Annotated in this window: 11 protein-coding genes; 6 read left to right on the forward strand and 5 right to left on the reverse strand. The window is 70.3% G+C overall.

What is annotated here, in order from left to right; all coding sequences use genetic code 11:
• Nucleotides 1–115: 115 nt before the first annotated feature.
• The gene (locus ACH65_RS01125; RefSeq protein ID WP_049620706.1) at nucleotides 116–2455 is read left to right on the forward strand and encodes a Tex family protein; all 2340 of its coding nucleotides are present in this window, start codon (nucleotides 116–118) and stop codon (nucleotides 2453–2455) included.
• A gap of 224 nt (nucleotides 2456–2679) precedes the next feature.
• Nucleotides 2680–4539, forward strand: a complete 1860-nt coding sequence (locus ACH65_RS01130) for an autotransporter outer membrane beta-barrel domain-containing protein (protein WP_049620707.1) — start codon at nucleotides 2680–2682, stop codon at nucleotides 4537–4539.
• A gap of 80 nt (nucleotides 4540–4619) precedes the next feature.
• On the opposite strand, the gene ACH65_RS01135 is transcribed toward ACH65_RS01130, so the two are convergent.
• Nucleotides 4620–5468, reverse strand: a complete 849-nt coding sequence (locus ACH65_RS01135; RefSeq protein ID WP_049620708.1) for a YbaY family lipoprotein — start codon at nucleotides 5466–5468, stop codon at nucleotides 4620–4622.
• Between the two features lie 269 nt (nucleotides 5469–5737).
• On the opposite strand from ACH65_RS01135, the gene ACH65_RS19520 reads away from it, so the two are divergent.
• Both ACH65_RS19520 and ACH65_RS01140 read left to right on the forward strand, forming a co-directional pair.
• Complete coding sequence (locus tag ACH65_RS19520) at nucleotides 5738–5884, forward strand: hypothetical protein (RefSeq protein ID WP_153242417.1); 147 nt, start codon at nucleotides 5738–5740, stop codon at nucleotides 5882–5884.
• Between the two features lie 279 nt (nucleotides 5885–6163).
• Nucleotides 6164–6754 carry a helix-turn-helix domain-containing protein gene (locus tag ACH65_RS01140; RefSeq protein ID WP_049620709.1) on the forward strand — a complete coding sequence of 197 codons (591 nt, stop codon included), beginning with the start codon at nucleotides 6164–6166 and terminating at the stop codon, nucleotides 6752–6754.
• Nucleotides 6755–6820: 66 nt separating this feature from the next.
• Here the strand turns inward: ACH65_RS01140 and glyS are convergent, their stop codons facing one another.
• Together glyS and glyQ are read right to left on the reverse strand one after the other, a co-directional pair.
• Nucleotides 6821–8980 (reverse strand): glycine--tRNA ligase subunit beta, encoded by a 2160-nt coding sequence (gene glyS, locus ACH65_RS01145; RefSeq protein WP_049620710.1) that lies wholly within the window; start codon nucleotides 8978–8980, stop codon nucleotides 6821–6823.
• Nucleotides 8977–9900, reverse strand: coding sequence for a glycine--tRNA ligase subunit alpha (gene glyQ, locus ACH65_RS01150; RefSeq protein WP_049620711.1), 924 nt, complete (start codon nucleotides 9898–9900; stop codon nucleotides 8977–8979). Before glyQ ends, glyS begins: the two co-directional genes overlap by 4 nt.
• Nucleotides 9901–10003: 103 nt before the next feature.
• On the opposite strand from glyQ, the gene tfpB reads away from it, so the two are divergent.
• Nucleotides 10004–11821 carry a type IV pilus assembly ATPase TfpB gene (gene tfpB / locus ACH65_RS01155; protein ID WP_049620712.1) on the forward strand — a complete coding sequence of 606 codons (1818 nt, stop codon included), beginning with the start codon at nucleotides 10004–10006 and terminating at the stop codon, nucleotides 11819–11821.
• Between the two features lie 28 nt (nucleotides 11822–11849).
• Nucleotides 11850–12578, forward strand: coding sequence for a glutamine amidotransferase (locus ACH65_RS01160; RefSeq protein WP_049620713.1), 729 nt, complete (start codon nucleotides 11850–11852; stop codon nucleotides 12576–12578).
• Nucleotides 12579–12581: 3 nt separating this feature from the next.
• Here ACH65_RS01160 and ACH65_RS01165 read toward each other — a convergent pair whose 3' ends face one another.
• Nucleotides 12582–12908, reverse strand: coding sequence for a DUF1820 family protein (locus ACH65_RS01165; protein WP_049620714.1), 327 nt, complete (start codon nucleotides 12906–12908; stop codon nucleotides 12582–12584).
• A 10-nt stretch (nucleotides 12909–12918) separates the two neighbouring features.
• The gene (locus ACH65_RS01170; RefSeq protein ID WP_049620715.1) at nucleotides 12919–13602 is read right to left on the reverse strand and encodes a rhomboid family intramembrane serine protease; all 684 of its coding nucleotides are present in this window, start codon (nucleotides 13600–13602) and stop codon (nucleotides 12919–12921) included.
• Between the last annotated feature and the right edge of the window lie 11 nt (nucleotides 13603–13613).

Here is a 13613-nt window from a genome sequence, read left to right on the forward strand (position 1 = left end):
ATCGGCACGACCGCCATGCGACCTCGCCACCCGATGAGGGCCCGGGCGGGGGCTTGCTATCATCATTGGCCCGCCAGCCCGGCACTGCCGGCAGCCAAGGAACCGATACCACCCCATGCTCAGCATCGAACAACGCATCGCCCAGGACATCGCCGCCAAGCCCGACCAGGTGCACGCGGCCGTGGCACTGCTCGACGAAGGCGCCACCGTGCCGTTCATCGCCCGCTACCGCAAGGAAGCCACCGGCGGCCTCGACGACACCCAGCTGCGCCTGCTGGAAGAGCGCCTGCGCTACCTGCGCGAGCTGGAGGACCGCCGCGCCGCGATCCTCGCCAGCGTGGAGGAACAGGGCAAGCTCACCGAGTCGCTGAAGGCCGAGCTGCTGGAGGCCGACACCAAGGCGCGCCTGGAAGACCTCTACCTGCCCTACAAGCCCAAGCGCCGCACCAAGGCGCAGATCGCCCGCGAGGCGGGGCTGGAACCGCTGGCGCAGGGCCTGCGCGAAGACCCGACGCAGACGCCGGAGGCTTTCGCCGAAGGCTTCGTCGACGCCGAAAAGGGCGTACCCGACGTCAAGGCCGCGCTGGACGGCGCTCGCGCCATCCTGATGGAGGCCATCGCCGAGGACGCCGCCCTGGTCGGCGAACTGCGCGACTGGCTGTGGGACAAGGGCCAGATCCACGCCAAGGTGGTGGCGGGCAAGGAGCAGGAAGGCGCCAAGTTCCGCGACTACTTCGACCACGCCGAGGCCATCGCCAAGATCCCCTCGCACCGCCTGCTGGCGCTGATGCGCGCGCGCAACGAGGGCGTGATCGAGCTCGATCTCTCGCCCGGCGCCGACCCCGAGCTGGGCCATGCCGAAGGCGAGGGCCGCGTGGCCGCGCACGCCGGCCTGTGCGACCAGGGCCGCGCCGCCGATGCCTGGCTGCGCGAGACGGTGCGCCTGACCTGGCGCGTGAAGCTGCACCTGCACCTCACGCTCGACCTCTTCGGCCGCGTGCGCGAAGGCGCCGAGGACGAAGCCATCCGCGTGTTCGGCGACAACCTCAAGGACCTGATGCTGGCCGCGCCGGCCGGCGCCAGGACGGTGATGGGCCTGGACCCGGGCATCCGCACCGGCGTCAAGGTGGCGGTGGTCGATGCCACCGGCAAGCTGCTCGCCACCGACACCGTCTACCCGCACGAGCCGCGGCGGCAGTGGAACGAGTCGCTGGCCGCGCTCGCCAGGCTGTGCGTGCAGCACGGCGTGGACCTGATCGCCATCGGCAACGGCACCGCCTCGCGCGAGACCGACAAGCTGGCCGGCGAGCTGATCAAGCTCGTGTCGCAGAAGATCGGGCCCGACGCCAAGCTGGCGAAGATCGTGGTGAGCGAGGCCGGCGCCTCGGTGTACTCGGCCTCCGAGCTCGCCGCCAAGGAATTCCCGGACCTCGACGTCAGCCTGCGCGGCGCCGTCTCCATCGCCCGCCGCCTGCAGGATCCGCTGGCCGAGCTGGTGAAGATCGAGCCCAAGGCGATCGGCGTGGGCCAGTACCAGCACGACGTGAACCAGGTGAAGCTGGCGCGCGCGCTCGACGCCCGCGTGGAGGACTGCGTGAACGCGGTAGGCGTGGACGTCAACACCGCCTCCGCCGCGCTGCTCGCGCGCGTGGCAGGCCTGTCCTCTTCCGTGGCGGAGAACGTGATCAAGCACCGCGACGCCCATGGCCCGTTCGCCAACCGCAAGGCGCTGCTCAAGGTGCCGCGGCTGGGCGAGAAGGCCTTCGAGCAATGCGCCGGCTTCCTGCGCGTGCCCAACGGCGACAACCCACTGGACGCGAGCGCGGTGCACCCGGAGGCCTACCCGGTGGTGGAGCGCATCATCGCCCAGTGCGGCCGCGAGGTGAAAAGCCTGATCGGCGACGCCGGCTTCCTGCGCGGCCTCAAGCCCGAACAGTACACCGACGAGCAGTTCGGCCTGCCCACCGTGCGCGACATTCTCAAGGAACTGGAGAAGCCCGGCCGCGACCCGCGCCCGGCCTTCGTCGCGCCGAGCTTCGCCGAGGGCGTGGAGGACCTGAAGGACCTCAGGCCCGGCATGATCCTCGAAGGCCGCGTCACCAACGTGGCCGCGTTCGGCGCCTTCGTCGACATCGGCGTGCACCAGGACGGCCTGGTGCACGTCTCGGCGCTCTCGCACAGCTTCGTCAAGGACCCGCGCGATGCGGTCAAGGCCGGCGACATCGTCAAGGTGAAGGTGATGGAGGTGGACCTGCCGCGCCAGCGCATCGGCCTCTCCATGCGCCTGGACGACGAGCCCGGCCAGGCGCGCGGCGGCAAGCCGGGCGCGGGCAACGAGGCGCGCGGCCCGCGCGAGGGCCGCGGCGGACGCGGCGGCTTCGGCGCGCCGAAGCCCTCGGCGCCGCCGGCCAACAGCGCCTTCGCCGATGCGCTGAAGAACGCGCTCAAGCGCTGAACCCCGCACGCGCGCCGCAGGGGCGGCGCGCGTCGATCCGCCGAAGCGCTTGCTGGAACTCCTCCTCGCACGGCGAGCCGGGCGCCCGCGTCGGACGAGGGCGAGACCTCGCCGTACCGGCCGCGCGGCCGTACCGCCGGCGATGCAGCGCAGCATGCGTTGGCGTACGGATATCGCTACCGTAACGCTCCTATTACAAACCTCCCGGACAGGAGCGTCACGCCATGCCCCGCACCCATCTCGCCGGCGCCATCGCCGCCGCCCTGCTGTTCAGCGCCACCGCCAGCGCCACCGACTTCAGCAAGGTGGTGATCATCGGCGACAGCCTGAGCGACGCCGGCAACATCTCGCTCGCCACCGCGCCGAGCCTCCAGCCGCCGCTGCACTTCACCACCAACCCGGGCCAGACCGCCCCCGAGCTGGTGGCCGCGGGGCTGGGCCTTCCGGTCGCGCCGTCGCTCGCCGGCGGCACCGACTTCGCCTTCGGCGGCGCCGGCCTGGTGCACAACTCGCCGGGCACGCCGGCCTCCGTGCCGCTGCTGACGCAGCAGTTGCAACTGGCCCTCGCCGCCGGCGGCGGTCGCGCCGACGCCGGGGCGCTGTACCAGGTGTGGGGCGGCGCCAACGACATCTTCTACCTCACCGCCACCTCCACCAACCCGAACGTGCTGGCGGCGGGCGCGGCCACCGCGGCGCAGACCGAGGTCGGCCTGCTGACCCGGCTGCAGGCGGCCGGCGCCAAGTACGTGGTGGTCTACACCCTGCCCGACATCGGCAAGACGCCCGCGGCGCTGGCCGGCGGAGCGAATGCGTCGGCCGGCGCCACCCAGCTCTCGGTGATCTACAACAGCACGCTCAACACCGGCCTCGCGCAGCTGAGCGGCAACGGCCTCAACGTGATCCCGGTGAACACCTACTCGCTGCTCAACGAGGTGATCGCCAACCCCGCCGCCTACGGCTTCAGCAACGTGACGGTACCGGCCTGCGGCCTGGCCGCCAGCTCGGTGCGCTGCGGCCCGCAGGGCTCGGGCCTGCCCTACACCTACGCGCCGGGCACCGACCAGAGCTACCTGTTCGCCGACGGCGTGCACCCGACCGCCGCCACCCACCGCCTGCTCTCGCAGGTGGTGCTGGCGGAACTGGCCGCGCCGGGGCAGGTGTCGCTGCTCGGCGAGGCGCCGCTGGCCGCCACCGCCGCGCAGTACCGCGCGGTGCGCAACGAGATGCTCGCCGACGGCGAGGGCAGCGACACCCGCCTGTTCGCCACCGTCGACTACGGCCACCAGCGCTTCGACGCCACCGACAGCTCGCCCAAGGCCACCAGCGACAACGTCAACCTGAGCGTGGGCGCCGACGTGCGCGCGGGCGAGCATGTCTCGCTCGGCGTGATGCTCGGCCTCGGCCAGCAGCGCGCCGACTTCGCCCACGGCGCCGGCAGCTACAAGATGCAGGACATCACCGGCCTGGGCTACGCCTTCTACCACAACGGCGGCGGCTACGTGGGCGGCTTCGCCAGCTTCGGCCAGTCCGACTTCACCGACATCGACCGCCACATTCAGCTCGGCTCGATGCGCCGCACGGAGAGCGGCAAGGCCGACGGCACCCACCTGGGCGGCGGCGTGGAAGGCGGCTGGTGGTTCCGCTTCGACGACGGCCTGCGCACCGGCCCGTTCGCCCACGTGGAATGGCAGACGGTGAAGGTCAACGGCTACAACGAGAGCGGCAACGACAGCACCGCGATGTGGTTCGGCCGCCAGCAGCGCGACGCGCTGATCTCGATGCTGGGCTGGCGCCTGCAGGGCCAGTGGCAGGCCGGCGGCACCGTGCTCTCGCCCTACGCCGAAATCGCCTGGAACCACGACAGCAAGGCCGACCCGCGCGAGGTCACCGCCGGCCTGGTCGGCGTGAACGGCAGCTTCGCGCTCACCGGCTACGCCCCGGACAAGACCTGGGGCAGCGCCAACCTCGGCCTGTCGGCGCAGTTCACCCCGAACTTCTCCGGCTGGATCACCGTCGGCGGCCGCTTCAGCGACGACAGCCAGAAGGACAACAACGTGAACCTGGGCGTGAAATACGCCTTCTGAGCGCCCCGTCGCCCGCCAGCAAAAAGGCCGCCCGGGGGCGGCCTTTTTGTTTGGACGTCCAGACGTCCGTATCGGCGAACTTACTTGGCCTTGCCGCCGGCCAGCCCGTAGAGGGTCTGCGCCTGCTGCTTGAGCGCAGCGGCGGCATCGTCGCCCAGCACGTCGGTCTTGCCGTCGGCCTCGGACTGCTTGAGCAGCAGCTGGCCGTTGTCGTCCCAGCCGGCGCGCACGGTGGAGCTCGGCTTGGCGCTCTGGCTGGCCTTCTTCTGCTGCACCACCACCCACGGCTTGCCGTCCTTGTAGGCGTAGTCGGTGCTGGTGAAGCCCTTGTTGCCGTAGTCCGCCTGCTCGCGGATGAAGCGCACCTCGTTGTTGGCGCGGAACACCTGCCAGGCGCGCGAGACGTCCTTCTCCAGCTTCGAGCCGTTGCTGATCTTCATGCCGCCGATCTGCTTCTGCAGGCCCTGGAAGTCGGCCAGCTCCTTCTCGGCCGGGGTCTGCTCGGCCACCAGCTGGATCGACACCTGGTTCGAGGCGCCCTTGGTCAGCACCGGCGCCTGCAGCGGCATGCTGTAGTGGCGGTCGCCGTCGGTGAGGTCGGCCTTGATCACGTAGAGGTCGTCCGCCTTCACCTCGGCCGGGTTGAAGTCGAGCTCGAACGAGACCGGGAACTGCGTGGCCGGCTCGATCGTCTTGCTGGCCAGCGGCGCGGCGCCCTGCGCCGACACGTCGACCAGGTTCACCACCAGCTTGGCGGCGGAGGAAGGCTGGCCGCCACCGCGCACGCTGACCGTGCCAGTCACCTTGTTGCCCGCGGCCTGGGTGGACGAGGCACCTTCCTGCGCATCCTGCGATGTCGAACCCGAACCGTTGCAGCCGGCAAGAGCCAGTGCGGCAACGGACACCATCGTGCAAACGAACCTGCGCATGAGGAAACCTCTTTCCGGATAGGTAATGCGGTCATGAAAAGCAGGCGCCAGGCGCCAGGGCTTTCCGGAGGGGAACATCAAGAATAGCGGAAAGAATTATTACGACGCAAAAAGTCAAGCCTGGCTGCGACATTCTAGCCCCGCGTGCCGTGGCGGCTTCGTTTTTCCCGAAACCCGGCGCTCCGTTCGTCGACACCGATGGTATCGATGCGCCGCCCGTTTGGCGCGGGCCTTCTCGAACTATGTCGAACAGCCGACGCGGACCCGGCATGGGCGCCGCCCGCGGCATGCCCGAAATGCTTTATCCGTTCTGCATGCGGCGGATTTCGGTATGCCTCGCCGGTGGCCAGCTGCACCGAAAAGCCGGTGCGGCGGGCAATGAAAAACGCCCGAAGCCGCCCGGCATGCGGCATTAAGCCACACTCCTGTCCAGCCGCTCCGCGGCCGAGCCGGCGCCAAACCGCAGCGGCACGCCCACCGGCGCTTCCGGGAAATGGCACCGCAAGCCGCGCGGCGACGGCAACCTTAGCTGCGTTAAGTCGAATTTAATGCGACATCGCAAGTTGTCCCGGGTACTGTCAACCGCAGTGACGTTCTTGCGTTTGCAAAAGCCTGGCGTAAGGCAAAGCGTCCACACTGTGCATGGACGCCAAAAGCCCCGGCGTCGCCCTGAGACGTTCCCCCAGGAGCTCCACATGGATCTTTCCCCGTACAAGACCTCCCCGGAGGCGGCCGCTGGCGGCGGCTCCTTTTCCGACCGCATCCGGCTGCTGATCCAGCGGGTGGGCAGCGCCACGGAAATCGCCCGCCTGTGCGGCTTTTCCGAAGGCGTGGTGCGCAGCTGGCGCGACGGCAACACCGACCCTTCGCGGGCACGCTGCCTCAAGCTGGCGCGCACGCTGGGCATCTCCCTGGTGTGGCTGGTGGCCGGCGAAGGCTCGATGCTGCAGCGCGACCTCGACACCGGCGCCGACGAAACCGGCAGCGAGCTGGTGACCACCTCCCGCCTGCGCTCCTCCGGCCGCACCGGCGAGACGGCCGCCGCCGCATCCTTCACCACCTCGGGTGGCGTGGCCGGCATGGACCCGGACCGCCTGAGCGCCGCGATGCGCATCCTGCAGTCCGAGCTCGAACTGGCGGGCAGCCCGCTGCCGCTGGCCGAAAGCTCCGACCTGCTGAGCGAGCTGTACGAGATCCTCGGCCCCGGCAACCAGGTCGATGCCATCGCCATGCTGCGCTTCAACCAGCGCCTGGCGGAACGGATCGGCCGCAGCCAGGCGGCGTGAACGCCTCCGGCGGCTGGGCTTCGCCAGCCGCCGGGCGTGGGCCAACCGGCCGAACGCGCGCGGCGACTACAGCCGCGCGATGTCCGCCACGGCGGTGAACTGGGCCTTCAGCTGGCCGAGCAGGGCCAGGCGGTTCGCCCGCACGGCAGGGTCTTCCGCGTTCACCAGCACGTTGTCGAAGAAGGCGTCCACCGGCGCCTGCAGCCTGGCGAGGCGAGTCAGCACGGCCGCGTAATCGCCCGCCGCCAGCGCGGCGGCCGTGTCGGCCTGCGCCGCGGCCAGCGCGGCGGCCAGGGCATGCTCGGCCTCGGCCTCGAAGTGGGCCGGCTCCACCACGGCGCCCAGCGGCGCGCCGCCTTCCTCCTGCTGCTTGCGCAGGATGTTCGCCACGCGCTTGTTCGCCGCGGCCAGGCTGGCCGCCTCCGGCTGGCGGCCGAATTCGGCCACGGCGCGCAGGCGGCGGTCGAAATCGAGCAGGCTCGCCGGCACCACCGCCAGCACCGCCTCGAACTGCTCGGCGGTAAAGCCCTGCTCGGCGTAGTAGCCGCGCAGGCGGTCCAGCACGAAGTCGTAGAGTTCGGCCGCCAGCGCGGCGCGGCGCGGGCCGGCGTCGAAGGCCGGCGGCTTGCCGTCCTTGCCGGCGCTCTTGCCGGGCTTGGCGAGGCCGGCCGCCAAGGCCGTCTCCGGCAGCAGCTCCAGCGCTTCGGCGAACAGCGCGCGCAGGTCGAGGCCGAGTTCACCCTCGACCAGGGTGCGCGCCAGGCCCAGCGCGGCGCGGCGCAGCGCAAACGGGTCCTTGTTGCCGGAAGGCTTGAGGCCCACCGCGAAGATGCCCGCCAGCGTGTCCAGCCGCTCGGCCGCCGCCAGCACCTGACCGACCTTGCCGGCGGCGATGGCGTCGCCCGCGAAGCGCGGCTGGTAGTAGCTGTCCAGCGCGTCGGCCACCTCCGGCGCCTCGCCGTGGTGCTGCGCGTAGTAGCGGCCCATCACGCCCTGCAACTCGGGGAATTCGCCCACCATGCGGGTGAGCAGGTCGCACTTGGCGAGCGCGGCGGCGCGGGTGGCGGCACCGGCATCCACGCCCACGCGGTTGGCCACCACGCGCGCCAGCTCCGCCACGCGCACGCTCTTGTCCCACACGCTGCCCAGCGCCTGCTGGTAGGTGACGTGCTTGAGCGCGTCCTGATAGTCCGCCAGCGGCGTCTTGAGGTCCTCGTCCCAGAAGAACTTGGCGTCCGCGAAGCGCGGGCGGATCACCCGCTCGTAGCCCTTGCGGATCTCCGCCGGGTCGCGGCTCTCGATGTTGGCGAGGCCGATGAAGTGCTCGGTGAGCTGGCCTTGGGCGTCGAACACCGGCACGAACTTCTGGTTGGTCTCCATGGTGGTGACCAGCGCCTCCGGCGGCACCGCCAGGAAGGCGCGCTCGAACGCGCAGGCGATCGCCACCGGCCATTCGGTGAGGTTGGCGATCTCCTCCAGCAGCGCCTCGTCCAGCCGCGGCGTGCCGCCGGTCGCCGCGGCGACGCGCGCCACTTCCCCGCGCACGCGCTCGCGGCGCTCGGCCGGATCGGCCAGCACCTTGGCCGCGCGCAGCGCGTCCAGCCAGCTGTCGGCGTCGGCCACGTGCACCGGCTGCGGATGCATGAAGCGGTGGCCGCGCGACATGCGTCCGCTCTTGAGGCCCAGCAGCTCGCCCTCGACGATCTCGGCGCCGTGCAGCATCACCAGCCAGTGCGCGGGGCGCACGAAGCTGTAGTCGTGGTCGGCCCAGCGCATCGGCTTGGGGATCGGCAGGCCCTTGAGCGCCTCGGCCACGATCTCCGGCAACAGCGCGGCCACCGGCTGGCCCGGCTGCACGCTGCGGTAGACATACCAGGCGCCCTTCTCGGTCTCGAGCTTTTCCAGCTGCTCCACCGCCACGCCGCAGGACTGCGCGAAGCCCAGCAGCGCCTTGCTCGGCTGGCCGTCCGGGCCGGTACCGGCGGCGAGCGCGGGGCCGCGCCGCTCGATCGCCTGCGCCGGCTGCGCCAGCGCCACGCCCGGCACGTAGGCGGCGAGGCGGCGCGGCGAGGCATAGGCGCGCGCGCCGTCCAGCGCAGCGTCGACGCCGCGCTTGGCGAGGCCGTCGGCAATGCCGCGCAGGAAGGCGCCGGCCAGTTCGTCCAGCGCCTTGGGCGGCAGCTCCTCGGTGCCCAGTTCGATCAACAGCGACTTGGCGGCGCTCATGCGGCCTGCTCCCCGCTCTTGGTGGTGTTGGTGTTCTTGAGGCCCGGATAGCCGAGCTTCTCGCGCTGCGCCACGTAGGTCTCGGCCACGGCGCGCGCCAGCGTGCGCACGCGCAGGATGTAGCGCTGGCGCTCGGTGACGCTGATCGCGCGGCGCGCGTCCAGCAGGTTGAAGGTGTGGCTGGCCTTCATCACCTGCTCGTAGGCCGGCAGCGGCAGGTTGGCCCCGATCAGCTGGTTGGCGGTGGCCTCGCACACGTCGAACCAGTGGAACAGCTCGGCCACGTTGGCGTGCTCGAAGTTGTAGGTGCTCTGCTCCACCTCGTTCTGGTGGAACACGTCGCCGTAGGTCACCGTGCCGTGCGGGCCTTGTGTCCACACCAGGTCGTAGACGTTGTCCACGTTCTGCAGGTACATCGCCAGGCGCTCGAGGCCGTAGGTGATCTCGCCCGTCACCGGCCGGCATTCCAGGCCGCCGGCCTGCTGGAAGTAGGTGAACTGGGTCACCTCCATGCCGTTGAGCCACACCTCCCAGCCCAGACCCCAGGCACCCAGCGTGGGCGATTCCCAGTTGTCCTCGACGAAGCGCAGGTCGTGCACCAGCGGGTCGATGCCCAGTTCCTTCAGCGAGCCGATGTAGAGCTCCAGGATGTTCTCCGGGTTCGGCTTCATTACCACCTGGTACTGGTAGTAGTGCTGCAGGCGGTTGGGATTCTCGCCGTAGCGGCCGTCGGTGGGCCGGCGCGAGGGCTGCACGTAGGCCGCGGCCCAGGGCTCGGGCCCCAGCGCGCGCAGGAAGGTGGCGGGATGGAAGGTACCCGCGCCGACCTCGGTGTCGAGCGGTTGCAACAGCACGCAGCCCTGCGCCGCCCAGTAGCGGTTGAGGGTCTGGATCACTTCCTGGAAAGTGGGCGCGGACATAGCTTCCCGTGACCTGGAACAAAGCGCGCTAGTATAGCCCCAGCGGGCTCGTGCTCCGGCCGCTCCCGGCCGGCCGCATCGCCGCACGGGAGAATCATCCGGGATGGCCGCCTCACCGCAAATCGCCTCCATGCTCGGCCGTCGCGGCCGCCTGGGACTGGACGACCTGCTCGCCGCCCTGGTGGTCGACGGCTACGTGCTGGCGGAAGACGCCAAGCGGGTACGCATGGGCGCGCGCGCCGGCCGCAGCACGGTGGAGCTGCACCCGCTGGTGCTGATCGCCAACGCCAAGCTGGACAACCAGCGCGAGCCCGGCCGCCCGCTGCGGCTGGAGGCGCTCACCGAGTGGCTGGCGGCCCAGGCCGGCCTGGCCTACCTCAAGATCGACCCGATGAAGATCAACGTGGGCGCCGTCACCCAGGTGGTGAGCCACGCCTACGCCCAGCGCCACCGCATCCTGCCGGTGGCCGCCTCGCCGGGCGAGGTGACCTTCGCCACCAGCGAGCCGTTCGACGACGCCTGGGCGACCGACCTCTCGCACATGCTCCGCCGCGACGTGAAGCGCGTGGTGGCCAGCCCGCTCGACATCAACCGCTACCTGCAGGAGTTCTACGGCGTCCAGCGCTCGATCCAGCTGGCGCAGGACGCCAAGGGCCAGGGCGGCTACGACTCCGCCGCCCTGCTCAACTTCGAGCAGCTGGTGGAGCTGGGCAAGGCCGGCGAGGTGGGCGCGGACGACCGCCACGTCGTGCACATCGTCGACTGGCTGCTGCAGTACGCCTTCGAGCAGCGCGCTTCGGACATCCACCTTGAGCCGCGCCGCGAGGCCGGCCTGATGCGCTTTCGCATCGACGGCGTGATGCACAAGGTGTTCGAACTGCCGCCGCCGGTGATGACTGCGGTGACCGCGCGCATCAAGATCCTCTCGCGCATGGACGTGGCCGAGAAGCGCCGCCCGCAGGACGGCCGCATCAAGACCCGCTCGGCCGCCGGGCGCGAGGTGGAGCTGCGCATCTCCACCATGCCCACCGCGTTCGGCGAGAAGGTGGTGATGCGCATCTTCGACCCCGACATCGTCGCCAAGGATTTCGCCCAGCTCGGCTTCTCGGCGGAGGAGAACATGCTCTGGCGCGCCATGGTGGAGCAGCCGCACGGCATCGTGCTGGTCACCGGCCCCACCGGCTCGGGCAAGACCACCACGCTCTACTCCACGCTCAAGCACCTGGCCACGCCGGCGATCAACGTGTGCACGGTCGAGGACCCGATCGAGATGGTCTCGCCCGAGTTCAACCAGATGCAGGTGCAGTCCGCCATCGACCTCGACTTCGCCGCCGGCGTGCGTACGCTGCTGCGGCAAGACCCGGACATCATCATGGTGGGCGAGATCCGCGACCTGGAAACCGCGCAGATGGCCGTGCAGGCCTCGCTCACCGGCCACCTGGTGCTCTCCACCCTGCACACCAACGACGCGCCGAGCGCGGTCACCCGACTGCTCGACCTCGGCGTGCCGCACTACCTCATCCAGTCCACCCTCACCGGCGTGGTGGCGCAGCGCCTGGTGCGCACGCTGTGCCCACACTGCAAGCAGGAAACGGAGCAGGACCCGCACGCCTGGGCCGCGCTCACCCACGGCTGGGCGCTGCCGGTGCCGGCCAAGGTCTGCCGCCCGGTCGGCTGCCTGGAATGCCGCCACACCGGCTTCCTCGGCCGCACCGGCATCTACGAGATGCTGCGCCTGACGCCGCGCCTTCGCGGCCTGATCGCCGCCTCGCTCGACCTCGGCAGCTTCGGCGACGCCGCACTGGCCGGCGGCATGCGGCCGCTGCGCATTTCGGCCGCCGAGCAGGTAGCGCGCGGACTGACCACAGTGCAGGAGGTGCTCACCGTCTTGCCTGCGATCGACGCAGCTGACAATCTATAGCCGTCTAGACGTCTTTTTTATTTCGCCCATGAAGCCCGTACTGATCATCAGCACCGGCCGCGCCCCGGACAACATCCGGGCCCGGCACGGCGACTTCCCGCACTGGTTCCGCCTCGGCGCCCAACTGCTGCCCCGGCGGATTGCGGTGGTCGACGTGGCCAACGGCGAGACCCTGCCCGCGCCGCGCGAGGTCGCCGGCGCGCTGATCACCGGCTCGGCGGCCATGGTCACCGAACGCGCCGCATGGAGCGAGCACACGGCCGGCTGGATCCGCCAGGCGATGGACGCCGAACTGCCGATGTTCGGCGTGTGCTACGGGCACCAGCTGATGGCCTACGCCCTGGGCGGGCGCGTCGACTACCTGCCCGGCGGCCGCGAGATCGGCACCTTGCCGATGGAACTCCTGGAAAGCGCCAGGCACGACCCGCTGGCCGCGGCGCTGCCTGCCGTCTTCCGCGCCCACACCACCCACGAGCAGAGCGTGCTCGAGCCGCCCACGGGCGCCATGGTGCTGGCACGTTCCGAGCGCGACCCGCACCATCTCCTGCGCTACGGGAAGAACGCCCTCAGCGCGCAGTTCCACCCCGAGTTCAACGCCGAGGTGATGCGTGCCTATATCCGGCGCAAGCACGAGGCGATGCAGCGCGAGGGGGCCGATCCCCACCACACCTATCGCCAGGTGGCGGCCACGCCGATCGCGCGACGCCTACTGCGCGCCTTCGCGCGGCAGCACGGCCTCAGCCACGCCCGTCGCTGAAGCTCAGCGCGGCTTCGGCGGCAGCGGGAATGGCGTGATCTTCTGGCCGTCCGCGGCATCGCGGATCGCCAAGGCCCCCTTGCGCTCCACTTCCTCGACCTTCACCACCGCCTGCATCGGCAGGTGCAGCACGCGAGTGTCCTTGAACTCCTCGCGCAGGCGCTCCTCGGTGGGATCGACCACCAGCCCTTCGCCCGCCGGCTCGAACACCAGCTCGCCGACTTCGATGAAGCCCCACAGCGCACTGGAGGCGACCTGGTGCGCATAGAGCTCGTAGCTCTTGCCCAGGTGCAGGAAAGTCACTTTGTAGAGTTTCTTGGCCGTACGCATGATGCCAAGTCTAGCCGCGCAGGCGCCGCGTGATCGCATCGCGCGAGAACAGCGCGAACACCATGCCGAACAGGAAGCCGGCGATGTGCGTCCACCACACCACCGCGCCGTAGCTCGGTCCGGCATAGCTGAAGAGCAGCTGCAGCAACACCCAGATGCCGATCAGCAGAAAAGCCGGCACCCGCACGAATTCCAGATAGAGCCCCAGCGGCAACACCAAGCCGAGCCGCGTGCGCGGGAACAGCGCCACGTAGGCGCCCAGCACGGCCGACACGGCGCCGCTGCAACCGATGATCGGCGCACGCACGCCCGCCAACGTCAGCGCCCCCACCAGGTTGGCGACGATGCCGCCGAACAGGAACAACGCCAGGAAGCGGGTCGAACCCAGCGTCCGCTCCGCCGGCAACCCGAAGATGACGAGGAACAGCAGGTTGCTCAGGAGGTGCACCCAGGCCACATGGATGAACAGCGCCGTGAGCAGGCGCAACAGCGCGGGATCGGCCAGCTGACTCCACAGCGCCTCCCTGGCATCGAACACATTGGCCGGGATCGTGCCCCATTCGAGCAACAGGGAAAGCCGCTGCGGCGCGGGCATCAGCGCGAGGCCGACGAAGCAGATCACGCACAGCGTCACCAGCAGCAAGGTCGCCCATTGCAATCGCGAACGCCGCCGGGTTTCCACATGTACGAACAAGATGCGCTGCT

It is taken from the genome of Frateuria defendens, assembly GCF_001182895.1.
GTDB lineage: Bacteria > Pseudomonadota > Gammaproteobacteria > Xanthomonadales > Rhodanobacteraceae > Frateuria_B > Frateuria_B defendens.